Here is a 26,219-nt window from a genome sequence, read left to right on the forward strand (position 1 = left end):
CTCACCGCGCGTCCTTCACGGCTTGCACGATCTCGGGCACATTTTCAGGCCGGATATCGCCGATGATCTGCTTCACGACGATCCCGCGGCCGTCGATCACGAACGTCTCCGGCACGCCCGACGAGCCCAGCGCCAACTGCACCTGGCTGGCGCGATCGCTGCCGATCCGCTCGTACGGATCGCCGTTACGGCGCAGGAACCCGGCAATCGCCGGCGCGGTATCGCGGATCGCGATCGCATCGATCGGCACGCCCATCGCCTTAAGGCGCATCAATTGTGGCGCCTCGGCGATGCACGGGATGCACCAGCTCGCGAAGACGTTCAGCAACCGCGGCTTGCCCTGCCGGAACGACGCGCTGGTCAGGCCCGGCTTGCCGGGGACCATCGCCGGCAGTGCGAAATCGGGGAGCGGTTTGCCGACCATCGCCGACCGCACCACCTTCTCGGCGGGTCGGAACAGCCCGCTCGCCACCACCGCGAACAGCAGGGCGAAGATCGCCAGCGGTGCCCAGAGTGCGAACCGCTTCATGCCCACTCAGCCCGTATCGTAGCGCGTCGCGCGCGCCGCACCCGGCCGAGAAGCGACAGCATGCCGCCGAGCGCGATCAGCACGCCGCCGAACCAGATCAGCGTCACGAACGGCTTCCACCAGAGGCGGAGCTGCCAGCGCCCCCGCCCGTCCGGCTGGCCGAGCACGGTATAGAGCTGGCCATCGAGCACGGTCAGGATCGCGGACTCGTTCGTGCTCGTCGGCGGGTTGGCGAAGAAGCGGAGCTGCGGGCGCAGGATGCTTCCGCTTCCGCTACCGCCACGCGTCGCGGTCAGGCGGGCTTCCAGGGCCGACCAGTTCTCGCCGATAACGGGCGAAATGCCGTCGAGTGTCACGGTGTACGGACCGACCCTAGCCGGCTCGCCCGTCCGCACCGCGACCAGCGTTTCCTTGGTGAAGGCACTGTCCGACGCCATCCCGGCAAGGCTGACCGCGATGCCGAGATGCGCGATGACCATGCCGTAGGTGAACAGCGGCGTGCGCCTCAGATTGCGCTTCCACAAAGGCGCGACGCTGGCGACGGCGAGCCCGGCGGCCAGCGAAAGCCCGGCCCAAGGGAGCACGCCCGGCCAGACGAACAGCAACGCGATTGCCGCCACCAGCGTCGCGCCGATCGGCAACATCACGCGGCGCAGCACCGCTTTCGCATCGTCCCGTCGCCAGCGAAGCAGCGGCCCGACCGCCATCACTGCGACCAGCAGCAATGCGATCGGCCCCGCCGCCTTATTGAAGAACGGCGGCCCCACCGACAGCTGCAAGCCGAAGCTCGCGGCGACGATCGGGTAGAGCGTGCCGATCAGGACGATCCCGAGGATCACCGACAACAGCAAATTGTTCGCGACCAGCCCGCCCCTCGCGGCTGACCGGATCGAAGGTCGTGCCCGCGCGGACGGTGCCGATCCGCGCGGCGAACAACGCGAGCGCACCGCCGATGTAGATCGCGAGTAACGCGAGGATAAACGCGCCGCGCTCCGGATCGACCGCGAACGCGTGCACGCTCGTGAGAATGCCTGAGCGCACCAGGAACGTGCCGATCATCGACATTGAGAATGCGACGACCGCTAGCATGATCGTCCACGCGCGCAGGCCGTCGCGCGTCGCGAGCACCGTCACCGAATGGAGCAAGGCGGTGGCGGCGAGCCACGGCATCAACGAGGCGTTCTCGACCGGATCCCAGAACCACCACCCGCCCCAGCCGAGCTCGTAATAGGCCCAATACGATCCGGCGGTGATGCCGAGCGTCAGGAATATCCAGGCGATCAGCACCCAGGGGCGCATCGCTTTCGCGAACGCCGGCCCGACGTCGCGCGTGACCAGTGCGCCGACCGCGAACGAGAACGCGACCGAGAGGCCGACATAACCGGTGTAGAGCGTCGGCGGGTGGAACGCCAAGCCGGGGTCCTGCAACAGCGGGTTGAGCCCGAGGCCATCGGCCGCGGCGGGGCTCAATCGCGCGAACGGGTTCGAGGAGAACAGCAGGAACGCGTAGAAGCCGAGCGCGATCGTCGCCTGTGCGCCCAGCGTCGCCGTCAGCGTGCGTTCGGGCAGCGAGCGCTCGAAGATCGCCACCGCGCCACCGGCCAGCCCGAGGATCGTCACCCAGAGCAGCATCGAGCCTTCGTGATTTCCCCACGCACCGGCGAACTTGTAGAGCCACGGTTTGGCCGAATGACTGTTTTCGACGACCAGCTTCACGGACATGTCGGAATCGAGAAACAACTCGATCAGCAGCGCCATAGCCAGCAATGCGAGCAGCCCCTGGACGATCGCCACCGGCCGCACCGCCGCCGCGACGTCGTCACGATCGCGCGCGATACCGATCGCCGCCATCACGAGCTGCAACGCCGCCAGCGCCCCTGCGAACCATAGCGCGGCGAGGCCTGCTTCGGCGATCATTGCTTGGCGTCCGGTTCGAGCGTCTTGGTCTCGTGCATCTTGCCGGCCATCTGCGGCGGCATGTATTTCTCGTCGTGCTTGGCGAGCAGGTTCGACGCGACGAAGCTGCCGTTGGGCTGGAACTGGCCTTCGGCGACGACGCCCGATTTCTCGCGAAACAGGTCGGGGACGATGCCGAGGAAGACGACGGGGGTGGTCGCCTGACCGTCGGTGACGGTGAAATGCACGGTGATGCCGTCGGCGGCGCGCTTCACCGAACCGCCCTCGACCATCCCACCGAGCCGGACTGCGCGACCGAGCGGCAGGCCGTCGCGACGCACGTCGGACGGCGCGTAGAAGAACGCGGCCTGGTCCTTGAGTGCCGACAGCGCGAGCAGGCCAGCGACGACGACCGCACCAAGCGCCAGCAGTGCCAGCGTCAGGCGTTGATGCTTGGCCTTCATCGCTCGGCCCTACGCATCGCGAGGTAGCTCAACAACGCGATGATCGCGCCGCCGCCCAGCGTCACGACATACGCGGCAGTCACGAACGGCCAAGGGTTCATGCTCGCGCCATCCGACGCATGCGGGCTTCGGATTTTGCGACGGCCAGCATCGTCCGCATCCGCATCAATACTATCCCCGCGAACACGAACGTAAAGCCGGCCAGCATGATCGGCAGCGGCCACGGGATCGAGGCATCGATCGTGGACTTGGTCAGCCCGATGCTGGGCCCCTGGTGCAGCGTGTTCCACCACACCACTGAGTATCGAATGATCGGCAGCAGCACCGACCCGGCGATCCCGTAGAGCGCCGGCACGCGCCCGTCGCCGCCACGATCCGCGTCGGCTTTCGCGAGCGCCATGTAGCCGAGATAGACGAAGAACAGCAGCAGCATCGAGGTCAGCCGGCCATCCCATTGCCACCACGTCCCCCAGGTCGGCCGTCCCCAGATCGAGCCGGTCATGAGACATAGAGCCGCAAACACCGCACCCGGCAGCGCGATCGCACGCGCCGCGACGCTGGCGAGCGGGTGACGCCAGACGAGGAACATGATGCTGAAGATCGCGATCCCGCTCCACCCGCCCATGCCGAGCCACGCGGCGGGGACGTGGATGTAGAGGATTCGGACCGTCTCGCCCTGGAGGTAATCCGGCGGGGTCTGCGTAAGGCCTGCCCAGCAACCGACGATGATGAGCACGACGCCGGCCCAGAAGAGCGCCGGCGTCAACGGCTTGGCGATCTTCAGGAAGCGCGCAGGGTTTGCGAAGGCGTGTAGGGTGGCCACTAGGGACAGCCATTATGGCAACAATACGAGGCTGTCACCTTGGACTTGAGGCCATCTCTCCATCGGGGAGAGGTAGGCGCCCGCCGCACTTGCGGTCGGAGGGTGAGGGGCGTGAGGCTCGGGTCGTTTACCCCAACAACCCCTCATCCGGCACTGCGTGCCACCTTCTCCCCCGGAGGGGAGAAGGACCGTTACCGGCCGATCAGGCGCTTTGCGATCGAGTCCGACACGTCGGAGGCCGGCTGGCCGGTGCGGTCGCTCTCGTTCCAGACCTCAATCAGGCGCTCGGGGATACGCGCGATCCGTGCCTTAACCTCGGCCTCATCGCCGTGACCCAGATACTCCAGCCCGACATTGATGATCCCGCCTGCGTTGATGACGTAATCCGGCGCGTACAGGATCCCGCGAGCATGCAGCCGAGCACCGTCCTCGCGGACGCTCAGCTGGTTGTTCGCGCCACCGGCCACGACCTTCGCCTTCAATGCGGCGATCGACATCTCGGTCAGGATCGCGCCCAGCGCGTTCGGGCTGAAGATATCCGCCTCGGTCGTCAGGATCGCCTCTGCCGCCACCGCGGTCGCGCCGAGTTCGCCGGCCAGTTTCTGCGCCCGGCCCTCGTCGACGTCCGCCAGCGTCAGCACCGCGCCGTCCTTGGCCAGCAACCGAGCAAGCCCGCCGCCAACCGAACCGACGCCCTGGATCGCGACGCGTACGCCCTTCATGTCGGTCGTGCCGAGCCCGCGTTGCGCCGCCGCCTTCACGCCGAGATAGATGCCGAGCGCGGTGTACGGCCCCGGATCGCCACCCGCAGCGCCGCTCGCGACCGGCAGGCCGGAAACGTAGCGCGTCTGGCTGGCGATCACCTTCATGCGGTCTTCGGACATGCCGACGTCCTCGGCCGTCACATAGCGCCCGCCGAGCGAGATCGACCGCGCGGCCGAACGCCTCGAGCTGGGCGGTCGTGATGACGTCGCCGGGCTTGGCCGCGAGGACCACGCCCTTGCCGCCGCCAAGCTCCAGGCCCGCCATCGCGTTCTTGAAGCTCATGCCGCGCGACAGGCGCAACGCGTCGGTCACCGCACGGCCGTTGTCGGCATAATGCCAGAAGCGTGCGCCGCCGGCTGCCGGCCCGAGCTTGGTCGAGTGCACCGCGATCACCGCGTGCAGGCCCGATTCGGGATCGGTGAAGGCATGAACGCCCTCGTGGTCGTCGAAATCGGGAAGGTCCCAAACCGCTGTCATCGCCGGCTCCTGAGGAGAATAAAATTACCGGGAGGCGAAATATTATTTTCCGGCCGGTTTTACCAGCCCAAAGCGCTCAAGTTGGGGAGGCTCGGTAAAATAATGGGAAAATGGGGCGACCGACGGGACTTGAACCCGCAACATCCGGCATCACAAGCCGACGCTCTAACCAATTGAACTACGACCGCCGCGTAGGCATCGCCCCCTAGCGGGGGTCGCCGGGCGGCGTCAACCGTCGACTTGCCAAAAAGACGTCAAAAACGTCCTTCGATGGCGAGCTTGTACCCGTTCGGGCCGCTCACGAAGCCCGCCTGTTCGAGCTTCTGGACCGCCAGCGGATCGGACGGACGCAGCGACAGCTCGGCGCGGTAGGTCCCCGCCCCCCTCGATCCGGAGCGCGATGCTCTCGGTCCCGGATTGGCTCGCCAGCGGCAACAGCAGTGCCGTGCCGTCGCACCGTGCGGTGCCGCTCACCGACTGCGGCAAGGTGATCCCGCCGACGTCACCCGCGAGCGTCGCGCGGACGCGGCCCTCGGCGGCTTCGCACTGGCCATCGCGGAAGCGAACCGAGACGTCGTCAAGGTCGAGCGCGGAGACGGGCACCGGCGCGAACAGCCGGCCGGTCGCGACCGTAGCGGTCATGTGGTCGACGCCGAAGCCGTGGCGACTGACGCTCGCCGACCCACGCAACGGCTTGGTCGACACCGATTCGGGACCGGCAAAGACGATCGTCGCACGACCGACCAGCAGCGGCAGGGGCGACAGCCGAGCGTGCAGATCGCCGAGCGCGAGATCGCCGAACCGCGCCTCGGTCAGCGTCGCGCCCCCAGATCGTCCCCGACACGCGCCGCGCGACCAGCCCTTCGTCGCCGACGCCGACCCAACCGAGCACCGCGCGCATCGGCAGGAAGACGATCATCGCGATCAGCAGCATCCCGCCGAACAGCGCGGCGGGGCCGGTACGCAAACGGATCCGCCTCATGCCGCGCGTGCCTTCAACGTGAGCGCGACGCCGACGGTCTTGTCCCCCTTGTCGGTCATCGCCACCGAGATCGACAAGGATGCCGAGCCGTTCGAGCCGCGCGAGCCATGCGACAAGTGCAGCAGGACGCGCCGACTGGATGCCGACCCGTACTCGGCTCGCCCCATCCTGATCGAGCGAGGCGAGCGCAAAGCCTGCCTGGTCCGCTTCGGCGCGCACCGCGTCGGCGAGCGTGCCGGTCAGCGGGGTGGCGCGGGTCCGCTGGATATCGCGCAACGTCGCGACTTGCGCGCGCGTTTCGCCGAGCCGGGTGACGGCGTCGGCGTGACGCTCGCGCGCGCTCGACAGGCCGTCGCCGACCGGGCGGATGATCAGCGCCCAGAGCAACGTGAGGACCGCGAGCCCCGCCATTACGAGTAACAGCCGCCGCTCCCGAAGCGAGCGTCCTTCGAACCACGTCTTCAGTCCGGTCATCGTCCGCTCTCCGGGCTTATCGTGAGTTCACCCGTCACGCGGCCGGCGGCGGCCTGGAACACGCCCGCGCGGACGGAGAAGCCGGCGAATTCGAGCGCGCGCTTCAGGTCGGTCGCCAAGGCTTCGCGTTCGACGGCCACCGACAGGCGCAGGTCGCCGTTCGCCTGGAAATCGAGTGCGGTGACTTCGGTGCCGGGCGTCGCACGCACTGCCGCGAAGACCGCCGCGGTCGTGCTGGTGAACCCTAGCCCCGGTCCCCGCACGCGCGACAGGCGCTCATCAAGCTGGCGGCTGGCGTCGACCACCGTCTCGCCGCGCGGCAAGCCAGTGACCGCCACCGTATTGGCCTCCGCCTCCAACGCATCCGCGCCGAAGCTGTACTTGGCGATGCGGACCAGCGAGATCGCCAGCGTCACGGCCAGGATCGTCAGCGACAACAGCGCGAGCCGGCGGATCAGCCCCCCAGTCGATGGCGAACCGTCGCCGCCGCGCGAACGGCCCCTGGCGTAGGTCGAGCGGTGGCGACGCGACGGCGGCAACGATCGCTGCTTCCAGCGTATCACGGTCGACAGTCGCGGGCGCGGTGCCGCCGGTTACCAGCTCCGTCAGCCGCGCCTCGTCGGCGAACCCGCTGGACGTGCCACGTACGACACCGCTGCCAGCGAGTTCCGCCCGCGCGTACCCCTCTTCGGGTCGCGGAAGGAGCATGGGTGCGGGAATGACCGCGACCGGATCGACGCCTGCCTCCGCCAGCATCAGCAGCCAGTCGCGCATCGTCGCGGCACCGACGACCCCGATCGGTCGGTCGGTCGCGCCTTCGTCACCGACCGCGACGTGGAGTTCGGCGAGCGGCGACGCGCTCGCCTCGCTCGCCAGGATACGCGCGGCCGCTGTCGCCTGCGCCGCAGACCGCGACGGCAGTTCCGCCCAGTGCAGCGTCACCGCATCGGCAGGCGCCACCGCGATCGTCTCGTCGTCGATCGCATCGGGGATCCCCTCCCCCCCCCGACCACGCGCGCGTCCGCGACACGCATCCAGCGAAATCCGGTCTCGCCGGCGGGAAGGAACAGCAAAGTGGTCATGATGGCTCGCCCCATTGCCGCGATACGAGCTGCGCGGGAAGCCGGTTCGCGTCGATCAGCGCACGTTCCTGCATTTGTGTCGTGCCGAGCGTCACGTCGATATCGAGCGTGAACCATTTCGACAGCACCTGCGCGTCCACGCCGGGCGCGATATTGGCGGCGCCGAGCAACGACGCGCCCTTCTGCAATTCGTCGAAGGTCGCATAGCCCTGCACCGGTCGCCGCAGCAGCAGTTGCTGGGCGGCACCGACCGACAACGTATCGGGATACATCATCGCCAGCAGCACGCTCTGTTCGGGCAGCAGCGTGTTGACGTTGATCGGCGAGGGCCTGGCGAAGGGCAGCGTGCAGATCCACGGGCGGATCTTCGTGTAGATCTCAGGCGTCATTCCCGCGATCGCGCGCAGTTCGCTGGGGTCGCTCATCAGCGTGCCGGCAGTGCGGTACGACGGCACGCGACCGAGATACGCGCCGTCCTCGGCCCCCATCGGTGACTGGTCCTGATCGCTGTCGATCCAGTCGGTCGTGCCCGCCGCGACCTGTTCCGCGACCTGCACCGGCACGTCGAGCAGCCGCATCAGGCGGACGAACTGCGGCCGGACGTCACCACGCGCGACGTATACGCCCGGGGTCGTCATGCCGACGAGAGAGTTCAGGTTGAAGCAGTTCGCGCCGTCGCGGACGCGCGCGGTTGCGAAGCCTCCGGGTACCGGCAGGCCGAACGGGGTGTTGCTCCAGCCGCCGGCCAGCGTGACCCGCGTAGGCTTTGGCGCGAGCAGGTTGGAGACGCGGGTCAGCGCCATCGTCTCCGCCGCGAGTGCATAGGCGCGTGCCTGCTCGCCGGTCGCGGCGTTGCTCGCGAGCCGGGTCGACAGCCGGAGTTTTTCCAGCGCCGCGCCGGCCATCACTGCGATGATCGCGACGAGCATTAGCACGGTGAGCAACGCTGCGCCCCGTTCTTGCCCGCGTCGAATGCCGAGATCAGGTTCGCGCACCGGGCGTCTCCTGTCTCGGAGGGGTGACGGGTGGCGGCGTGGTCTCCGGACCGGTTAAGTCGGAGCGCGCGGGCACGTAGCTGGTGCCGACGAGAAACATCTGGCGGAACTGCGTCCCGTCATCGCGCTGGACGGTGAGCTCCATTGCATCTGGCAACGGCCTGCCGCTCGCGCCATCCCAACGATCGCTCCACGCACCGGAGATACGATAGCGCAGTCCGACCTGACGAACTTTGGTGAGCAACGCGGCAGGCGGCAACGGTTGCGCACCGTCGACCATCGGATAGGCGATCCGCTGGAACACGCCCCCATCGACGCGGTAGGCGACCTTCTGCATGCTGGACCGGGCCGTACCGTCGATATTGCTCCAGCCGGCGCGGACCAAACGCAGCATCGGCGTGACGCCCGACCCGCTCTCGCCGATGAACGCGGGAACGCTGGTGCCGGCCTCGTCGCGGGTAGCGCGGTTGGTGGCCTGGGCGAGATCGGCGGACAGGATCGACATCGTCCGGGTGAGCGCGCTGATGTCGTCGAGCTTCGCGCCGGTCGAGCTCTGCGCCTTGACGCTGAACGACAGGATCGCGACGCCCGCCGCGGCGATCATGCCGAAGATCATGAGCGACACCATGACTTCGATGAGCGTGAAGCCGGCCTCGGTTTTCGGATGCGTCACATCACCATCCGCGGCGCGGGTCGCACCATAGTCAGACGGCCGAGTTGCGTGCCGGTCCGGTCGGCGACCGCCACGTCGATCCGCAACACGCTCGATCCGCCGAGCGCGCTGACCTGTCGCGTCCACGTCCAGGGTTGCCCGCCGTTCGTCTCGACGCCGGTGACGCGGCCTGCGGTCGGTGGCTGCGCGCTGGTGACCGCGTCGATCGCGACATTGCGCGCGACCATCTGCGCGACGAGCGTTTCGTCGAGGATCGAGGCGCCGCGGATCGTCGCGCTTTCCAGACGCACGAGCGCCATCGCCGCAAGGCTGAACACTGCCAGCGCGACCATTATTTCTATCAACGTGAAGCCGTATTCGGCGTAACGTCGACGAAGCGTGAAGCCGCGCTCAGCCCGCATCGGCTCTTACACTACCGTCGGCGTCGATGTGGACGGTCGCCGCGACGCCACCGCGATCGAGGCGGATCTCCGCCGGACGATCGACGAGGCCGGTCGGGTCGAACGTCACGCGCATCCGGCCGCTGGTGTCGCCGATGCTGGCTCTGGTGCCTTCGTTCCAGCGTTCGACGCGCATCGGTTTCTCCGCGATCGGCGTCCAGCCGCCCGCGAGCCGCCGGTCGAAGCCGTAGCCGCCACCGCTTATCCAGACGCTCACCGGACGTGCTTCGACGATCGCGGAATCGTGCGCGGCGCGGGTGCGCAGGGCGAAGCGCGTCGCCTCGTCGAGCACGCGGCCGCGAGGGTCCGGCATGACTAGCACGGCCACAGCGGAGGCCAAGCCGATGATCGTCACGACGACCATCAGTTCGACGAGCGTGAAGCCAGCGTCCCGCTTATTGCCAGCTGCCGATATCGGCATCGATCCCCTCGCCGCCTTCCTTGCCGTCGGCGCCGAAGGTCCAGACGTCGGCCTCGCCGTGTGCGCCGGGCGAGGCATAGAGATACGGGCGACCCCAGGGATCGTTCGGCAGCTTTTTCAGATACCCGCCACGCTGATAGCGCGACGGATCGGCGAGACCCGCGGGTGCCGAGACGAGCGCGTTCAACCCCTGCGTGGTGTTGGGGAAGGTCATATTCTGAAGCTTGTATAGCTCCAGCCCGCCCCTCGATCTGCGCGATGTCGGCCTTCGCCTTCTGGATCCGCGCGGTGTCGCCCGAGGGCAGCACGTTGAGCGCGACGATCGTCGCCAACAGGCCGATGATGACGATCACCACCATCAGCTCGACGAGGGTAAAGCCGGCCTCGCGGCGCTTCTTTTTTATCTTCGGGACGCATGAACAACCTCATTGTCCGGCCAGCGTGTTGAGCTGGAGGATCGGGAGCAGGATGGATAGCACGATCGTCGCGACGATGCCGCCCATCACGACGATGATTAGCGGTTCGAGCAACGACAACGCGGTGGCGGTGAAACGGTCGAACTCGCGTTCGAGATAGTCCGCGGCGCGCTCCAGCATCTCGTCGAGACGACCCGCCGCTTCCCCGCTCGCCGCGAGATAGGTCAGCAGCGGGGGGAAGACGCCGGCGCGGCGCATCGCGGCGGAGAGCGAACCACCGCCGCGGATCGCGTCGACGATCTGGTCGGAGGCGAGGCGGAGGCGGCGATTGTGGATCGTGCTGGCGGTGAGGTTCAGGCCGTCGAGCAACGGCAGGCGGCTGGCCACCATCGTGCCGAGCGTGCGCGCCATGCGGGCCGCGTGAAGGTCGCGGATCAGGCGGCCGAGTAGCGGAATGCGAAGCAGCCAGCCGTCGAACGCGAGCCGGAGCGTCGGGTCCTTGAGCGCGCGCCATCCGGCCAGGCCGCCACCGACGACGATCAGTAGCATCACCCACCAGTATCCGACGAGGAACGCCGAGAACGCCATGACCATCCGCGTAAGCAGCGGGAGTTGCTGGCCGACCGTGTCGAACTGTTCGACGACCTGCGGCACGACGAACATCATCAGCGCGGTGACGACGCCGAACGCGACGAGCGCTAGGATCGAGGGGTAGGCGAGCGCGGTGATGAGCTTGCCGCGGATCTCGGCCTGGCGTTCGAGCAGGGCGGCGAGCCGGTCGAGGATGGTCGGAAGCGAGCCTGAGCTTTCGCCAGCGGAGACCATCGCGCGGTAGAGCGGTGGGAAGCTTTTCGGCTCTCGCGCCATTGCGTCGGCGAGGCGACGGCCTTCGACGACGCCGGCGTGGACGTGCTGGACTATCGTGCGGACACTGTCCTGTTCAGTCTGGCGCGTGATCGTGCGGAGGGATTCCTCCAGCGGGGAGACGCGGTTCAACGTAGCTAGCTGGCGGGTGAAGAGGGTGAGGTTCTTGCCCGACATCTTCGGCGTGCCGAGCTGTAGGCCGAAGAGCGGGCGGCCTTTCGAGGCCTGTGGCGGCGCGCCGGGGGGTGATCTTTACGACGTAGAATTTACGCGCGTCGAGGGTGGCGCGCGCGACGTCTATGTCCGACGCGGCGACGTGGCCGCGGCGTTCGGCGCCCTTGGTGTCGATCGCGATGTAGTCGAAATCAGCCATCATCCTCCCCTGCAAGGGGGAGGGGGACCGCCGCGCAGCGGTGGTGGAGGGGGCGTGCCGCGAACGTTGCGGTTGTGGTGATGGTGCGCGCGGGAACCTGGTCACGTCCGACTGGCGGTGCGAGCTTGGTGAGCCCCCTCCACCAGCTTCGCTGGTCCCCCTCCCCGTTCCGGGGAGGAATTGGCGCGCGCTACGCAACTACTGTATCCTCGACAACTTCGGTCGTGTCGCGGCGGGATACTCTTACCGCTTCTTCGGCTGTGGTCTGGCCGGAGAGAACCAGATCACGGGCGGATTGGGCGAGGTTCGGGGACTTTGCGAACGCGTGCGCAGTGATCTCCGATTCGTGCCCATCGGTATTGATCAACCGGCGGATCGTGTCGTCGATGCGGACCGCTTCGAAGACTCCTATACGCCCCTTGTAGCCGGTCTGGTTGCAGTCTTCGCAGCCTTGCGCGACGTAGACGACCGCGTCGGAGGCGATGCCGAGCAGCGGGGCTACCGTATCCGACGCGGGTACCGCCTTGCGGCACGTCGGGCACAGCCGGCGCACGAGGCGCTGGGCGATCACCGCGCGGAGCGTCGAGGCGAGGAGGAAGCTCTCGACCTTCATGTCGCGCATGCGGGTGATCGCGCCGATCGCGTCGTTGGTGTGGACCGTCGACAACACGAGATGGCCGGTGAGCGACGCCTGTACCGCGATCTCGGCGGTCTCGCGGTCGCGGATTTCGCCGACCATGACGACGTCGGGATCCTGGCGGAGGATCGCGCGCAAGCCTGCCGCGAAGGTCAGGCCGACCTTCGGGTTGACCTGGGTCTGGCCGACGCCGTCGACCGCGTACTCGACCGGGTCCTCGACGGTGAGGATGTTACGGCTGCCGTCGTTGAGCAGGCGGAGCGCAGCGTAGAGCGACGTGGTCTTGCCCGAGCCGGTCGGGCCGGTGACGAGGATGATGCCGTTGGGCTCGCTCAACGCTTCGTTGAGCAGTGCGAACAGTGCGGGCGGCAGGCCGAGCGCCTCCAAGTCGATGCCGGCGTTTTCCTTGTCGAGGATACGCAGCACCACGCGTTCGCCCGCGCGGCTCGGCAGCGTCGAGACGCGGACGTCGAGTAGCTTGCCGCCTAACGTCAGCCCCATGCGGCCGTCCTGCGGGACGCGACGCTCGGCGATGTCGAGCCGCGCCATGACCTTGATGCGGCTGACGACGACTGGGGCGACGTTGGGCGGCATCCGCAGCGTTTCGCGGAGCACACCGTCGATGCGCATACGGACGACCAAGCCGCTCTCGTACGGCTCGATGTGGATGTCGGACACGCCGTTACGTGCGGCGTCGGCGATGATGCCGTTGATGAGGCGAATCGCGGGGGGCGTCGTCGGCGGTGTCGAGCAGATCCTCCGCGGTCGGCATGTCGCCCGCGAGCAGGTCGAGTTCGTCGCCCATGCCGACTGCGGCGAGCGCGTTGGCCTGGCCGTCCATCGCGTAGACGTTCGAGAGGAGGCGATCGAACGCGATCTGTTCGACAAAGGTCACGTCGAACGGGCGTGCGAGATAGCGGCGAAGTTCGAGCAGGACTTTCGGGTCTGCGCCGGCGCGCATGGCGATGGTGAGGTGGGAGTCGGTGTCGGTGTGGTCGACGACGACGCCGAATTTTCGGGCGAAGGCGTAGGGGATGGTGATCTGGGGGAGGTCACTGCTCCCCTCCCGCTCGCGGGAGGGGGTTGGGGGAGGGAATGACATACCCCCTCGATCGCGTCGTCCGGGAGTAAGACAGGCCCTCCCCCGACCCCTCCCGCGAGCGGGAGGGGGAGCAGAAGCGTCGATCTCGTGGCCTTCGCGGATAATCATTTCTTCGGCCGCACGACCATCGTCGAGGTGCGGACCGGCACCGCGATGCGCGGGTCTTCGATGTTACCGGGGATCGGTGCGCTCGGGATCGGCGGCGCGGCGCCCATGTAATCGCGGACGAGCTGGTCGATCGACGGCTCGGCGCCCGGCTCCTGCAAGCCCTGTTGCAGGCGGACATAGCCGTAGCGCTGCTCGGTCAGCTTGCGGCTGTCCTCTGCGGTGCGCAGGATCGTCGGGCGGATGAAGATCATCAGATTGGTCTTCGACCGCTGTTTCGCCTTCGAGGTGAACAGATGACCGAGCACGGGGATGTCGCCGAGCAGCGGGATCTTCTCGATCGTGCGACGCTCGTTATCGTCGAGCAAGCCGCTGATGACCGCAATCTGACCGTCGTCGACGGTGCGGACGGTCTCGACCTCGCGTTTGTTGAGGATCAGGTCGCTGTTGTCGCTCGACACCGGCCCAGCGATCGAGCTGACCTCCAGGCGCAGGTTGAGCTTCACCGTGCCCGACGAGTTCACCTGTGGCCGCACGGTCAGCTCGATACCGACATTCTGGCGCTGCGTGGTGCGGAAGGCGTTGTCGAAATTGGTGCTGAGCGCCTGCCCCGTGGTGATCGGGATCTCCTGCCCGACGAGGCTGTGCGCCTCCTGGTTGTCAAGCGTGACGAGGTGCGGGACCTGGAGCAGGTTCGAGGTCGTGTCGCTCTTCACCGCGTTGATGATCGCGCCGAAGAACGTGCTGCCGATCTTGCCGCCGAACCCGCCAAAGCCGCCGGTGGCCGCGAGGATCGACGCGATCGCCGACTGCTGCAGCGCGTCCGCCGCGGCATTGGGGGTGTTCGTTTCGGTGCGCGTGCCATCGGGCGCGACGACCGTCGTGCCGTTGCCGCCGATCGAGCGCGCGCCGATCGCGCCCGCGATCTGCAGAATGTTGGGCGCGGAATTCGAGAAGGTCGACGCGCCGAACGCGCCGCCGCTCGGGTCGCCGACGATGAACTGTGCGCCAAGCGTGCGCGCGGTCGAGATCGGAGACCTCGGCGACGATCGCCTCGACCAGCACCTGTTCGCGGCGCGTATCGAGCTGGCGGACGACTTCGTTCAGCTGGCGCTGGATCTCGGCAGGCGCGGCAATGACGATCGCGTTGGCGCCGGCAAAGCGCGTGACGACCACGGCCGACCGGCCAGCAGACGTGATCGCGGCCTGGCCAGAGCTGGACGCGCCGCTCGGCGACGGTCCGGATTGCGGGATTTGTGGTTGCGAGAAGTTCGACTGGCCGCCGGACGCGCCGTTGGTGCTGCTCGATCCGAAGTTCGAGCGCGACAATGCCGTCTGCACCGGCTGCGTCGGGGTCTGGCCGACGAGTTCCTGCAACACTGGTAGCAACTGTTCGGCATCGGCGTTCTCAAGGAAGACGACCTTGATCTCGGTGCCGTTGCGCGCCTTCTGGTCGAGGTCGGCGGCGACCTGTGCGAGGCGGGCGACGGTGGTCGGGTCGCCGCGGAGTGCGACCGCGTTCGAGCCTTCGACTGCGACCACAGATGCGCTCGGGCCGGCGGCGGCACCACCGCCCTGCCCGCCCTGTCCGCCGCCGGTGCCGGCTCCGATCAGCCCCCTGGAGCGCAGTCGCGATTTCCTTCGCACTCGCATTCTTCAACGCGACGACGCGGGTGGAGGAGGTGTCGGTGTCGATCCGGCGAAGGACTTCGCGGATGCGGCGGATGTTGTCGGCGAAATCGACCACGACGAGGCTGTTGCCGCCACGGTTCGCGCTGACGGAGCCCTGCGCGCTGACCAGCGGACGGACGGTCTCTACAGCGGACTGCGCATCGATCGCGCGGAGGCGGATGATCTCGGTGACGTAGCTGTTGCGTGCGGCGCCTGCGACGCCGATCCGGCTCGGCTGCGAGGCGGCGTTGTCGAGCGGCTGGACGCGGAACGCACCGCCCGAGGTCGGTACCGCGACGAGGCCGTTGGCGCGCAAAGTCGAGAGGAAAATCTCGAAATATTCGGAGCGAGACAGCGGGCGATCGGTGACCACCGTCACCTTACCGGCGACGCGGTTGTCGATGATGAACGTGCGCCCAGTGACCTTGGCGGCGTCCGCAATGAACGCGCGGATATCGGCATCGCGGACGTTTAGCGTGGTCTGGGCATGAACGCTGGCCGCCAGTGCGAGAGCCACGACGGGGCCGAGAAACAGTTTTTTCATTGGGGGGGGCGCGATCGTGATGGCGAGCGGCAGGGTATCCTGGCCGCGTTCTACGGTGATGGGGACGTTGCCGCCGCCCGCGAAATCCTTGGCGATGCGGTCGAGGTCGCCGGGACCGGAAACGGGACGCCCGCCGATCGAGGTGACGACGTCGCCGTCCTTGAGCCCGGCCGAGCGGAACGCGTTGCCCGAGCCTTGCGAACGGACGGTGAGCCCACTGATGCGGCCGCCGTCGATGCGGGGGATGAAGCCGATCTCGCTGCGCAACTGCGCCGACGGGGATGCCAACGACGGGGGCAACGGCACCGGGCGCACCGGCTGGCGCCGCGCCGGGGACGACCGGCGTGACGGCGCCCGATTGGTCGAGGAACAGATCCTCGTCGGCACCGCCGCGGTCGATCGTGACGTGATCGAACGCGACCGCCTTGAGACGCACGCCGGGCTGGATCTCGTCGCCGACCGCGACGCTCTGCTGGACGCCGTCGGGACCGGCGATGATCGCGGAGCTGCGGCCCATCGCTTCATCGATCCGCGTGCCGAACAGGGTCAACTGAAGCGACGTGACGGTGGCGGGCGCGCCCGCCGCGCCACCGAGGCGGAAAAACGGATCGAACCCGCGCAGGATATCGGCGGGCGAACCGACCACCATCGGCGCGGCCGGGCGCCAGTCGCCGAGCGGCGTAATCGGTGTCACGATCGTCCACGCCAACCGCGCGCACTGCACCGCCAGCCCGGCCAGCAGCGCGAGTTCGACGACACTATAGACATTCACGACCGGCATACGCCGCAAGATACGGCGCGCCCGCGCGTCCAGCTTCAATCGCATCCGCGACCCACCCCAATTTCCCGCTCTCTTCGTCGCGTAGGCATGCCATGTTACAATTCCGCGTCAATGGCTTGCGCGTTGGTTGCTTCGATTCTGATGGGGTAGCGCTTCGCGTCGGCGATGGGCAGAAGACGCTCATGTCCGATCCTCTCCCGTCCAGCGGCTCCGGCCTGCCTCCCGAAGCGATCATCGCGCGGCTCTCCGTGCCCGGCGTGCAGCGCGTACCGAGCCCGAAGCTCGACCTGTTCGTGCGGCGCGACTTCCTGCCGCCGGACCTGTGCGCGACGCTGATCGAGCGGATCGACGCGGTGCGGCGGCCGTCGACGATCTCCGATTCGAACGGGGATGCGAACTATCGGACGAGCGAGACGGGCGATCTGTCGCCGCTCGATCCGGTCGCGATCGAGGTCGAGCGCCGGATCGCCGCGCTGACCGGACTCGACCCGGTGTACGGCGAACCGCTCCAGGGGCAGCGCTATGCGGTCGGGCAGGAGTTCAAGGGACACACCGACTATTTCGAGCCGAACGGCATCGATTATCAGCGTTATTGCGGGGTCGCGGGCAATCGGACGTGGACCGTCATGATCTATCTCAACCAGCCCGAAGCCGGCGGCGCGACGCGGTTCAAGGCGATCGACAAGATCGTGCAGCCGGAAACGGGCAAGCTGCTCGCTTGGAACAACCGGCGTGCCGATGGGAGCATGAACCCGGCGACGCTGCATCACGGGATGAAGGTGCGTGCGGGGGTCAAGTATGTGATAACCAAATGGTTTCGGGAGAAGCCCTGGGGTTAGGCTTGGTCTGGGGCCATAATTAGTAAGGCGAGAACGGACGGATTGGCGCAGCGGCGACTCCTGCGCCTCAGCACCTAGCACTCTCAATGCACCTCCCCGGCGAAGGCCGGGGTCCAGTTGGGCACGTTGCTGACGGAGGACGGTGCTACGTTACGCCGACCTCCCCAACTGGGCCCCGGCCTTCGCCGGGGAGGTCATCTTCTTGGGAGGTCGGTCGCTCCGACTGCGCTCGCCACTGGAGCGGAACCCGAACGACCGCCCCTTCCTCAGAACGTCGTGCTGATCCCCAGCGTGAACACCTGACCCAGGTTATACCGGTTGATGTACACCTTGTTGCCGTTCTCGAACGTCTGGCCCTCGGTGAAGCGCGTCTTGGTGAGGTTGCGGGCCTCGGCCTTCACCTCGAACTTGGCGCCGCGCAGTTCGACACCCTGACGGGCGACGAGGTCGAGGCGGATGCCGGGCTTCTCGATGATGTCGGGCAGGAAGCCCGTTCCGCCGAGGTTCGACGGGCCGCGGTTGGTTACGCGGTCGCTGGCGTAGTTGAACAACAACGTGATCTGCGACAGCCGCTTGGTGTCCTCCAGCCCGAGCTGGACGTTGACGAGGTGGTCCGACTGGCCGGTGAGCGGCGCGCCGTCGCGGAAGTTACCCGTGGCGGGCGCGAACCCGGTCTGGCAGCCCGCGACCTTGGTCGTCTGGTCCACCACGTTCCGGGACGCAGCTGCCGTCCACGGTGATCGACGACTGCGTATAGGTGTAGTTGGCGATGAACAGCAGGCGGCGCGTCGCGAAGAAATCGCTGCCGAGCGTGTCGAGCGGCACGTATTTCTGGAACTCAACCTCGCCGCCGTACAGCTTGGCCTTGGGCAGGTTAGTAAAGCCGGTCTGGAGACGATCGTCGGCGCCGGTGTAGAAACCGACCTGCTCGATCGGCTTGTCGATCCGCTTGTAGAACGCCCCCCAGCGTAAAGCGCTGGTCACGCGCGAAGAACCACTCGTAGCGCGCGTCGAGATTGTAGAGCTTGGTATCCTGCAACAGCGGGTTACCGAAGAACAGGCGATCCGATTCGGGATCACGGAACTGCTGAGGCGCGAGCTCGCGGAACTGCGGGCGCGAGATCGTCTTCGAGGCGCTGGCGCGAAGCTGCATGTCTGGCGCGAAATTCCAGGTCAGCGTCGAGGCCGGCAAGAAGTAATCGTTCTTCAGACGCGTCGTGGTCGCACCGATCGGGGTAACCCGCTCGTCCGCCGTCTCGTAGCGTACGCCGATCGTCGCGCGGACGCCGTCGGTCGCCTCGGCCTCGGCCTGGACGTAGCCCGCATGAATCCGCAGCGACGCGTCATATTGATACGCACCGAGCGGGGTGTTGAACTGCAATTCGAGCGAGTTGAGCGGATCGTTGGTATCGATCGCCAGCAGGTAGTCCGGACGGAGCAGATTGTACGGATAGCCCGGCGCGGTGCCACCGCCGCGCGGCGTCTGGTAATTGAACTGGAGACGCGACGACGTGCGCTTCGTATCCGAGTAGAAATAGCCGGTCGACAACGTCATCGGCCGATCGGTCGACAGCTTGTACGCGGCGTCCGCCTGGCCGCTGTAGAGGTCTTCCTTCAGTTCGCTGAAGATGATCGACGCGAACGGCGAGAAGCGCTGCGTCACCTGGTAGGCGCCGTTGCACTGCGCACCGCCGGTCCCGTTCGGATCCTGCACCGTGATCGGCTGGCCGGTCGTGGTGGTGTTCGAGCAGAGATAGTCGAACTGCCGCTCGTACGGCGCATTGCGCTTCGAATTGGCATAGGCGCCGCGGACGTCGAGCGTCAGCGCGTCGACTGGTTTGAACGCGCCGACCAGCTGGCTCTCGAACAGCTGGCGTTCGAACCAGTTGGTGTTCTGCTGGAAACGAAGACCGCTCGAGTTGTTATAGGTGGTCGCCGCCGACCCACGCGCCTGCTTCAGCGTGTCGTGGATATAGACGTTGGTCAGCTTGATGCTGTTCTCGCCGAACTCGTAGCCGACGCCGATCAGCGCGTTGGCGACGATCCGGTTGTCGGTCAGCAGGGTCTGGAAATCGTTGCGGAGCAGACCTTCGTTGGTGACCGAATCCTGCTGCGTGATGCTGCGGGTGCGGAAGGTGTTGCTCGCGCTGACCGACGCGATCACGCCGAGCCGGCCCGAACCGATGTCGAACACCGAGCCGCCGCTGATCTCGCCCGAGAAATTGGCGGGGAGCTGGTTGTTGCGCTGGAGCAGCGAGGTCGAGGCGTTGCTGAGCGTCGCGGCCTGCGCGGCCGAGATGTTGCCGGTGCCGCTAGGCGCGTTCTTGATGAAGCTTGGCACCTTGCGCGTGCCGTCGTCGAAGCCGATCCAGTCGGCATCGCCACCATAATAGGTGTAGCCGAGTTCGCTGGTCGTCGCGGTGTCGGCCGAGATCGAGCCGCCGAACGACAGGAAGTTCTTGTCCGGGATCGCCTTGGTCGTGAGGTTGATCACGCCACCGCCGAATTCACCGGGATAGTTCACCGAATAGGTCTTCTGGACCAGCGCGGAGCCGACGATCGTGGTCGGGAAGATGTCGAGCGGGACCGAACGGCGCAGCGGCTCGGGGCTCGGCAGTGGCGAGCCATTCAGCAGCGACGACGAGTAGCGATCGCCGAGACCACGGACATAGACGAAGCCGTTGCCGACGATGCTGAGACCGGTGACGCGCGACAGCGCGCCGGCAATGTCACCTTCGCCGGTGCGTGCGATGTCTTCGGTCGACAGGATCGAGACGACCTGCGGAGTCGCGCGGACGAAATTGGGAATGTTGCGACCGACGACGACGATGTCCTCGCCGCCATTGGGATCATAGCCCGGCGTCGACACTTCGGCCTGCGCTCCGGCGGACTCTGCACCGGCAGCTTGGGGCGCGGAGGTATCCACCGGCGTCGAGGTCGGACCGGTTTGTGTCGTCGAGGCGGGTGGCGAGGTGGCTGGAGCGGGTGCAGCGCCGCCGGTCTGGGCGAGCACCGCGGGCGCGACCAGCTGCGAGGTCAGGAGAAGTAAGGTGGCATAGCCGAAGCGCGTTTGCATGGCCGAATATCCAGATCAGGGGTCTATGGGCGAATGCCGGGGTGGTCTTTGGAACCACCCCGGCATCGCTGCTCACATCATCGACTGCGGAGAGCCGACCGGAAGCGTTACCGGCCGTTGCAGTCGAAGTAGACCGAGGTGAAGATCGGCGGGCCCCTGGTCCTGCTTCGAGGCATCGGCCGCGCGGATCGTCGAGCGATCGGCCTGGCTGGTCTCCTGCGCGATCAGGTTGAGGCAGGCGACGGTCGCCGGCGACTTCACGATACCGTTGATGAAGCGCATGTCCGAACCACCACGCTGGCGGATCGCGGCCGGCGCAAGCGCGGTCTGCACGAACGTGAAGTTCGAATACTGACCGAAGGTACGGGGCAGCAGGTCCTCGGCACCGTTCGAGTCGATCTCGGTCGAAAACGAGTCGGCGGTCGCACCCAGCAGACGCTGTGCGGCGATGATGAACTGCATGAAGCCGCGATAGCCGTTGTCGATATCGTAGCCGTCGTCGTCTGCGCCGGTTACCGCGAAATACTTGATGTTCGTGGTGCCGCCGAAGATCTCGATGCCGTCATCGGCCGAGTTGTGGCTCTGGACGTGATCGATCGTCGTGCCCGACCCGGTGCCGCCAAGCGTCAGGCCCTGCAGCTCGTTGCCGTCACTGATGGCGATGCCGCTGTAGCGGATCTGGACATACTGCATCGTGCCGCTGTTGTCGGCCGCCGTCGGGCCACCGTAAAAGCGACCGGTGACGCCTTCGATCGCCTGCTGGCAGGTCGTGCTCGTGCCGCCGGCGTTGTTCGGACCGGTACCCGTGGCGCAGACCGCGACGGGCGCGCGGCCGAGCAGGATGATCCCGCCCCACTGGCCCTGCGTCGCATCGCTGACGCCGTTGGCGGTCAGGTTCTGCTGCGAGGTGAAGATGATCGGCGCGTCGCGCGTACCGACGGCGCTGATCTTCGACCCGCGATTGACGAGCAGGAGATCGGCGGTGACTTCGGTCGAGTCCGCGGCGACGACGACGCCCGGTGCGATCGTCAGCGTCACGCCAGTATCGGCACCGGTCGTGCCGACATCGGCGCCGACTTCGGTCTGGCCGCGCAGGCGGTAGAACACGCCGGCGATCTTCGGCAGCGTCAGGCTGGACGTGATGTTGGTCGGCAGGCGGCAGGCGCGGAACGTTTGGACCAACCCGTCGTCGATCGTGCCGGTCGGGCACGCTGCGGCCGAACCGCCAGCGCCGACGGCAGGAACCGCGGTGCAGCGCGCGGTCGTGCTGCCGCCGAACTCGGCCGACGTGGAGGCGCAGGTCCAGCCCTGGAACGCGGTGTCGGTCGGGCCGTTGAGCGCGCCGACGAAGTTGGTGCTGGCGAAGAACGGGTTGATCGACGACGGGTCGGTCGCGGTCGTGGCGGACGTCGCGGCGATCGGGTACACGCCGGTCAGGACGTTGGTGCCGCTGACGTTGTTGTTGGTGCCGGCGTTGACGATCGCAAGCTGCTCATCGGCGCTGATCGTGATCGTGCCGTCCGAGCGGCCGCCCGAGGTCGAGGCGAACTGCGCGGCCGTGATCGCCGATGGGGTCGGCGTCGGGGTGGACGGCGTCGGGGTCGGCGTGGCTGGCGGGGTGATGATCACCGTGCCTGCGCCCGGCGAAGCGACGTCGTCGGCACCGCCGCAAGCGGTGAGTGCGAGGCAGGCCGTGCCGGTCAGCAGGATCGTGCCGAGGCGAGTAAAGCTGGTCATGCGAAGGACTCCCGAGTCGTACCGTTGATTGTTCGGATCGACCCAGGCTCCCCCTGCCGACCGTGACATGGCGGTTAGGCTGGCCAGATGACGCCGCGATGCGATTTCGATGACGCTTGCATGACTATGATATGACGGTTCGATGACTGTCGATTGGGGCACCGCTGGCCTGCGGGGTTGAAAACCGCGCTATCGAACACATCTCTTCCGATCCGGCGCGCGATGATTTACAGGCGCTGCCAGAGTCACTGCTCCCAAGACCTCTGGCGCAATCCTGCGTCCGGACGGTCAGACCGATATTACAGGATTATTCGACGACAATGGCCTCTTTCAAGGACCCCAGCTTCCAGGACCGTACGAGCAGCGCAGCCGCCGCCAAGCAGAAGGCGCTCGAAGCGCTGCGTGCCAAGCCGCCGATCGACGAAGCCGTCGTAGCCGAGCGCCTTGCCGCGCGCGAGGCCAAGGAATTGGCCGAGCGCGAGAAGCGTGCTGCGAAGCGTGCTGCAGAGGACGAAGCCAAGGCTGCGAAGAAGGCTGAGGCCGAGGCTGCTGCTGCTAAGAAGCGCGAGGCCGAGGCTAAGGTCGAATTGACCGACGCCGAGAAGAAGGCGATTCGTGACGCTAAGTATGCGGCGCGGAAGAACAAGAAGAAGTGATTTTTGGGCGGTCGTTTGGCCGCCCATTCTTTACCTGCGCGACTGATTGACTTTTCAGGCCAAGAGTTACCACCCCGGCGAAGGCCGGGGCCTAGTTGGAAAGGTCGAGGTAACTAAGCGCAGTCCACCGTTGGCAACGTCCCCCAACTGGGCCCCGGCCTTCGCCGGGGTGGTGGCTAAGGAATGGCCGAACCCCATCAACTAGCTTGTTCTCCCGCGAAGGCGGGAGCCCAGTCTGGGCTCCCGCCTTCGCGGGAGAACACGAAGTGCGGTGTAACGGACCGATTTGAAGCGCGCGCCCCTACTCCGCCTGCTCCCAGCCGCCCCCAGCGCCTTGAACAACGCCACCGTCAGCTGCCGCAACTGCGCATCGCTCGACACCAGCTGTTCGCGCGCGGTCAACACGTCCGTCTCGGCGTTCAGCAGCGTCGTCTGCGCCACGAAGCCGGTCCGGTACTGCGACTCCGCCGCCTTCGCGCTGCTCTGCGCGTCGACCACCGCGCGCTGCAAAGCCGCGTTCCGGCGTCGTTCGGCTGCGATCTGTGCGAGTGGATCCTCGACGTCGCGTAACGCCTGCAACACCGTCGAGCGATAGCGCAGATACGCCTGCTCGCGATCCTCCTCGCGTGACTTCACGGTCGACTTGCGCCGGCCCCAGTCGAGCAACGGGAACTGCGCAGCGCCCGATGCGGTCAGTTGGAGGCTGTCACCCGAGAAGAGATTGCCGAGCGCGGTCGAGATCAGCTGGCTCATGCCGGTCAGGCTGAACTTCGGATACATGTCCGCCACCGCAACGCCGATATCCGCAGTCGAAGCCGCGAGATCGCGTTCGGCCGCGCGGATGTCGGGGCGACGACGCAACAGCTCCGACGGCAACCCCGCCGGGATCGTCGGCACGCCGAGCGGTGCGACCGAAGGTGCTGCGAGTTCGGACATCAGTGTCGCGGGCGGCTCGCCGAGCAGGATCGCCAGTGCGTGCATGCGGACATCGACATCGGCACGGACCGGCTCGGCGCGCGCTTCGGTCGAGGTGATCGAGGCGCGCTGACGCGTGACGTCGATCGGCGGAACGAGGCCCACCTTGGCCGTGTTTCCCGCGATCTCCAGCGCGCGACGCTGGCGGACGATCTCGCCCTCGATCGTCGCGATCTGCGCCTGGTCGAGCCGGAGCGCGAAATACGCCTGCGCGACTTCGGCCGCGAGCGTCACCGCCGCGTCTCGCTTCGACCAAACCGCCGCTTCCGTCCGTGCCCGCGCGCCTTCGGTGCTGCGCCGGACGCCGCCGAACAGGTCGAGCTCCCAGCTGGCATCGAAGCCGACGGAATAGGTCGTGATCCCGCTGCCGGGTAATGCGATGCCTCCGGTCGAGCCGGTGCCCCCCTGCCCCCGTACCGCCGCTGAACGCGCGTGCGATCGACGAGAGGCCGGCATTCTTGCTGAACTCGATATGGCTCGGGCTGGCGCTGGCGTTGACGCTCGGTAACCCTTGCGAGCGCGCGACGATCTCCTGCAACCGCGCCTGGCGCACGCGCGAGGCGGCGATCGCGATGTCGGGATTGCCCTTAAGCGCGCGCTCGACGAGGCCGTCCAGCTGCGGATCGCCGAATGCCGACCACCAGCGCGCTGGATCGACCGTCGTCCCAACTGTGGCCTGCGGACCCACGAACGCCGGCGGCACTGCCATCTCGGGGGCGACGTAATTCGGGCCGACGGTGCACCCCGCGAGCAGGGCCGCAACCGCAACCACCATGAACCGCGCACGCATCAATGCATCCCTCCCGAGGGCGCGCCGCCGGTCTTGCCGGAGCGCATGAATAGAACCAGTGGCGCGACGCACAGCACGACCACCATCATCGCGCGGAACACGTCGAGGAACGCGAGCATCGTCGCCTGCCGCTGCATCTGGCTGTAGAGAACCGCCAAAGGTGTCGTCGCATCGCCCTGCCCGCCGAACACGCTCGTCGCCTTCTGCATCCAGTCGTTATAATTCGGATCGAGCGGATTGAGCGTCTGCGTCAGTTCCGACTGGTGCCGCTGCAACCCGCCTGCGAGTTGCGTCTGCGCGAAGCAGATGCCGATCGTCCCGCCGAGATTGCGCGAGACGTTGAGCAGGCTCGACGCCTGCGCGGTCTGCGTCTGCTTGAGCCCGACATAGGCGATCGCGTTGATCGGCACGAACAGGAAGGGCAGCGCCATCGCCTGGAACAGCCGCGCGAACGCCGCGTCGGAGAACGCGATGTCGGCGGTCAGGTGGCTCATGTTCCACAGCGCGAACGCCTGCACCAGCAACGCCGGGAACAGCAGGAAACGGACGTCGACCAACCCGCTCAGCCGCCCCGCGAACGGGACCATGACGAGCGTCGCGAGACCGCCAGCGGTCAGCGCGAGGCCGGCATCGAGCGAACTGTAGCCGAGCACCTGTTGCAGCATCTGTGGGATCAGCTGCGTGGTGCCGAACAGGATCATGCCGGTGACGCCCATCACGCCGATCGTCAGCGCGAAGTTGCGGTTCTTCAGCAACTTGAGGTCGATCACCGGGTCCTTGTGGTTGAGCTCCCAGATAACCAGCGTGACCAGCGATACCGCGGCGATGATCGCCGACATGACGATGAAGCCGCTCGAAAACCAATCCTCGCGCTCGCCGCGATCGAAGGTGAGCTCCAGGAAGCCGAGCCCGAGCGCGACCAGCGCGACACCGACATAGTCGATCGTCAGGCCGTTCTTGAAGCGCTCGTCACGGTCCTTCTTCACCTGGTCCGGCTCGTCGACGAAGGTCTCGACCAGGAACCATGCAGCGATGCCGACCGGCACGTTGATCAGGAACACCCAGTGCCAGCTCGAATATTCGACGATGTAGCCGCCCAGCGTCGGCCCGAGCACGGGGCCGACGACGACCACGATCGCGAACGCGGCGAACGCCATCCCGCGTTGTTTCGGCGGGAAGGTGTCGGCGAGGATCGACTGCTCAACCGGCGCCAGACCGCCGCCGCCTATGCCTTGCAGCACGCGGGCGACGACGAGCGTAGCGATATTGGGCGCAAGGCCGCACATCAGCGAAGCAAGCGTGAACAGGGCGATCGACAGCAGGAAATACCGCTTTCGACCGATCGCGTCCGACAGCCAGCCCGAGATCGGGATGACGATCGCGTTGGCGACGAGGTAGCTGGTCAGCACCCAGGTTGCCTGGTCGGTGGTGATCGACAGCCCGCCCGAGATGTGATCGAGCGCGACGTTGGCGATCGAGGTGTCGAGCACCTCCATGAAGGTCGGGATCGAGATGATCGCGACGATCAGCCACGGGCTGTACTTGCCCGCCGCCGACCGGCTCGGCGACCACGTGTGACCGCCGCCCGCATCAGCTTTCGCCCCAGTTTTTTGAGCGGGCGCCTTTGCCACT

Annotated in this window: 15 protein-coding genes, 1 tRNA gene and 10 pseudogenes; 2 read left to right on the top strand and 24 right to left on the bottom strand. The window is 67.0% G+C overall.

Annotation, left to right across the window (positions count from 1 at the left end; genetic code table 11):
- Position 1 precedes the first annotated feature (1 nt).
- The 19 genes and pseudogenes from NHF48_RS06855 to NHF48_RS06945 form a co-directional block, all read right to left on the bottom strand.
- The gene (locus tag NHF48_RS06855; protein ID WP_253070644.1) at positions 2-529 is read right to left on the bottom strand and encodes a DsbE family thiol:disulfide interchange protein; all 528 of its coding nucleotides are present in this window, start codon (positions 527-529) and stop codon (positions 2-4) included.
- Positions 526-2,446, bottom strand: a pseudogene (locus tag NHF48_RS06860) (heme lyase CcmF/NrfE family subunit). The gene NHF48_RS06855 and the pseudogene NHF48_RS06860 overlap by 4 nt, the downstream one beginning before the upstream one ends.
- A complete protein-coding gene (gene ccmE / locus NHF48_RS06865) occupies positions 2,443-2,889 on the bottom strand; it encodes a cytochrome c maturation protein CcmE (RefSeq protein WP_253070645.1) in 447 nt (148 codons plus the stop codon). Before ccmE ends, NHF48_RS06860 begins: the two are co-directional and overlap by 4 nt.
- A gap of 97 nt (positions 2,890-2,986) precedes the next feature.
- Entirely contained in the window at positions 2,987-3,712 is a 726-nt protein-coding gene (ccmC, locus tag NHF48_RS06870; protein ID WP_253070646.1) for a heme ABC transporter permease CcmC, read from the bottom strand.
- Between the two features lie 191 nt (positions 3,713-3,903).
- Positions 3,904-4,954: pseudogene (locus tag NHF48_RS06875) on the bottom strand (Leu/Phe/Val dehydrogenase).
- Positions 4,955-5,065: 111 nt separating this feature from the next.
- Positions 5,066-5,142, bottom strand: a tRNA-His gene (locus NHF48_RS06880).
- Between the two features lie 40 nt (positions 5,143-5,182).
- Positions 5,183-5,770 carry a type II secretion system protein N gene (gene gspN / locus NHF48_RS06885; protein ID WP_342454727.1) on the bottom strand — a complete coding sequence of 196 codons (588 nt, stop codon included), beginning with the start codon at positions 5,768-5,770 and terminating at the stop codon, positions 5,183-5,185.
- A 298-nt stretch (positions 5,771-6,068) separates the two neighbouring features.
- A pseudogene (gene gspM / locus NHF48_RS06890) lies at positions 6,069-6,410 on the bottom strand (type II secretion system protein GspM); the annotation flags it as partial.
- Positions 6,407-6,808: a GspL/Epsl periplasmic domain-containing protein gene (locus NHF48_RS06895; RefSeq protein WP_253072357.1), complete on the bottom strand. Its 402-nt coding sequence runs from the start codon at positions 6,806-6,808 to the stop codon at positions 6,407-6,409. The pseudogene gspM and the gene NHF48_RS06895, both read right to left, overlap by 4 nt.
- On the bottom strand, positions 6,690-7,370 hold the full coding sequence (gene gspL / locus NHF48_RS06900; RefSeq protein WP_253070647.1) for a type II secretion system protein GspL: 681 nt from the start codon (positions 7,368-7,370) through the stop codon (positions 6,690-6,692). The genes NHF48_RS06895 and gspL overlap by 119 nt, the downstream gene beginning before the upstream one ends.
- Before the next feature lie 118 nt (positions 7,371-7,488).
- Positions 7,489-8,487 carry a type II secretion system minor pseudopilin GspK gene (gene gspK / locus NHF48_RS06905; RefSeq protein ID WP_253070648.1) on the bottom strand — a complete coding sequence of 333 codons (999 nt, stop codon included), beginning with the start codon at positions 8,485-8,487 and terminating at the stop codon, positions 7,489-7,491.
- Positions 8,474-9,160: a type II secretion system minor pseudopilin GspJ gene (gene gspJ, locus NHF48_RS06910; protein ID WP_253070649.1), complete on the bottom strand. Its 687-nt coding sequence runs from the start codon at positions 9,158-9,160 to the stop codon at positions 8,474-8,476. The genes gspK and gspJ overlap by 14 nt, the downstream gene beginning before the upstream one ends.
- Complete coding sequence (gene gspI, locus NHF48_RS06915) at positions 9,157-9,561, bottom strand: type II secretion system minor pseudopilin GspI (protein WP_253070650.1); 405 nt, start codon at positions 9,559-9,561, stop codon at positions 9,157-9,159. The genes gspJ and gspI overlap by 4 nt, the downstream gene beginning before the upstream one ends.
- Positions 9,551-10,021, bottom strand: a complete 471-nt coding sequence (locus NHF48_RS06920; RefSeq protein ID WP_253070651.1) for a GspH/FimT family pseudopilin — start codon at positions 10,019-10,021, stop codon at positions 9,551-9,553. The genes gspI and NHF48_RS06920 overlap by 11 nt, the downstream gene beginning before the upstream one ends.
- Positions 9,996-10,380: pseudogene (gspG, locus tag NHF48_RS06925) on the bottom strand (type II secretion system major pseudopilin GspG). Before gspG ends, NHF48_RS06920 begins: the two are co-directional and overlap by 26 nt.
- A 66-nt stretch (positions 10,381-10,446) precedes the next feature.
- Positions 10,447-11,674 (bottom strand): annotated as a pseudogene (gene gspF, locus NHF48_RS06930) (type II secretion system inner membrane protein GspF).
- A 190-nt stretch (positions 11,675-11,864) separates the two neighbouring features.
- Positions 11,865-13,413, bottom strand: a pseudogene (locus NHF48_RS06935) (GspE/PulE family protein).
- Positions 13,414-13,517: 104 nt separating this feature from the next.
- A pseudogene (gene gspD / locus NHF48_RS06940) lies at positions 13,518-15,733 on the bottom strand (type II secretion system secretin GspD).
- A gap of 424 nt (positions 15,734-16,157) precedes the next feature.
- Positions 16,158-16,559 (bottom strand): annotated as a pseudogene (locus NHF48_RS06945) (type II secretion system protein N); the annotation flags it as partial.
- Positions 16,560-16,696: 137 nt separating this feature from the next.
- Between NHF48_RS06945 and NHF48_RS06950 the strand changes: the two are divergent.
- Positions 16,697-17,353: a prolyl hydroxylase family protein gene (locus NHF48_RS06950; RefSeq protein ID WP_253070652.1), complete on the top strand. Its 657-nt coding sequence runs from the start codon at positions 16,697-16,699 to the stop codon at positions 17,351-17,353.
- Between the two features lie 266 nt (positions 17,354-17,619).
- On the opposite strand, the pseudogene NHF48_RS06955 reads toward NHF48_RS06950, so the two are convergent.
- Together NHF48_RS06955 and NHF48_RS06960 are read right to left on the bottom strand one after the other, a co-directional pair.
- Positions 17,620-20,429, bottom strand: a pseudogene (locus tag NHF48_RS06955) (TonB-dependent receptor domain-containing protein).
- Between the two features lie 72 nt (positions 20,430-20,501).
- Positions 20,502-22,166: a hypothetical protein gene (locus NHF48_RS06960; protein ID WP_253070653.1), complete on the bottom strand. Its 1,665-nt coding sequence runs from the start codon at positions 22,164-22,166 to the stop codon at positions 20,502-20,504.
- Between the two features lie 320 nt (positions 22,167-22,486).
- On the opposite strand from NHF48_RS06960, the gene NHF48_RS06965 reads away from it, so the two are divergent.
- Positions 22,487-22,822, top strand: a complete 336-nt coding sequence (locus NHF48_RS06965) for a DUF6481 family protein (RefSeq protein WP_056058003.1) — start codon at positions 22,487-22,489, stop codon at positions 22,820-22,822.
- A gap of 201 nt (positions 22,823-23,023) precedes the next feature.
- On the opposite strand, the gene NHF48_RS06970 is transcribed toward NHF48_RS06965, so the two are convergent.
- From NHF48_RS06970 to NHF48_RS06980, 3 genes and pseudogenes are all read right to left on the bottom strand, one after another.
- Positions 23,024-24,253: an efflux transporter outer membrane subunit gene (locus NHF48_RS06970; RefSeq protein ID WP_253070654.1), complete on the bottom strand. Its 1,230-nt coding sequence runs from the start codon at positions 24,251-24,253 to the stop codon at positions 23,024-23,026.
- A 76-nt stretch (positions 24,254-24,329) separates the two neighbouring features.
- Positions 24,330-24,587: pseudogene (locus tag NHF48_RS06975) on the bottom strand (TolC family protein); the annotation flags it as partial.
- Positions 24,587-26,218 (bottom strand): DHA2 family efflux MFS transporter permease subunit, encoded by a 1,632-nt coding sequence (locus NHF48_RS06980; protein ID WP_253070655.1) that lies wholly within the window; start codon positions 26,216-26,218, stop codon positions 24,587-24,589. The gene NHF48_RS06980 and the pseudogene NHF48_RS06975, both read right to left, overlap by 1 nt.
- Between the last annotated feature and the right edge of the window lies 1 nt (position 26,219).

The organism is Sphingomonas sp. H160509 (assembly GCF_024124765.2).
In the GTDB taxonomy this organism is placed as follows: Bacteria; Pseudomonadota; Alphaproteobacteria; order Sphingomonadales; family Sphingomonadaceae; genus Sphingomonas.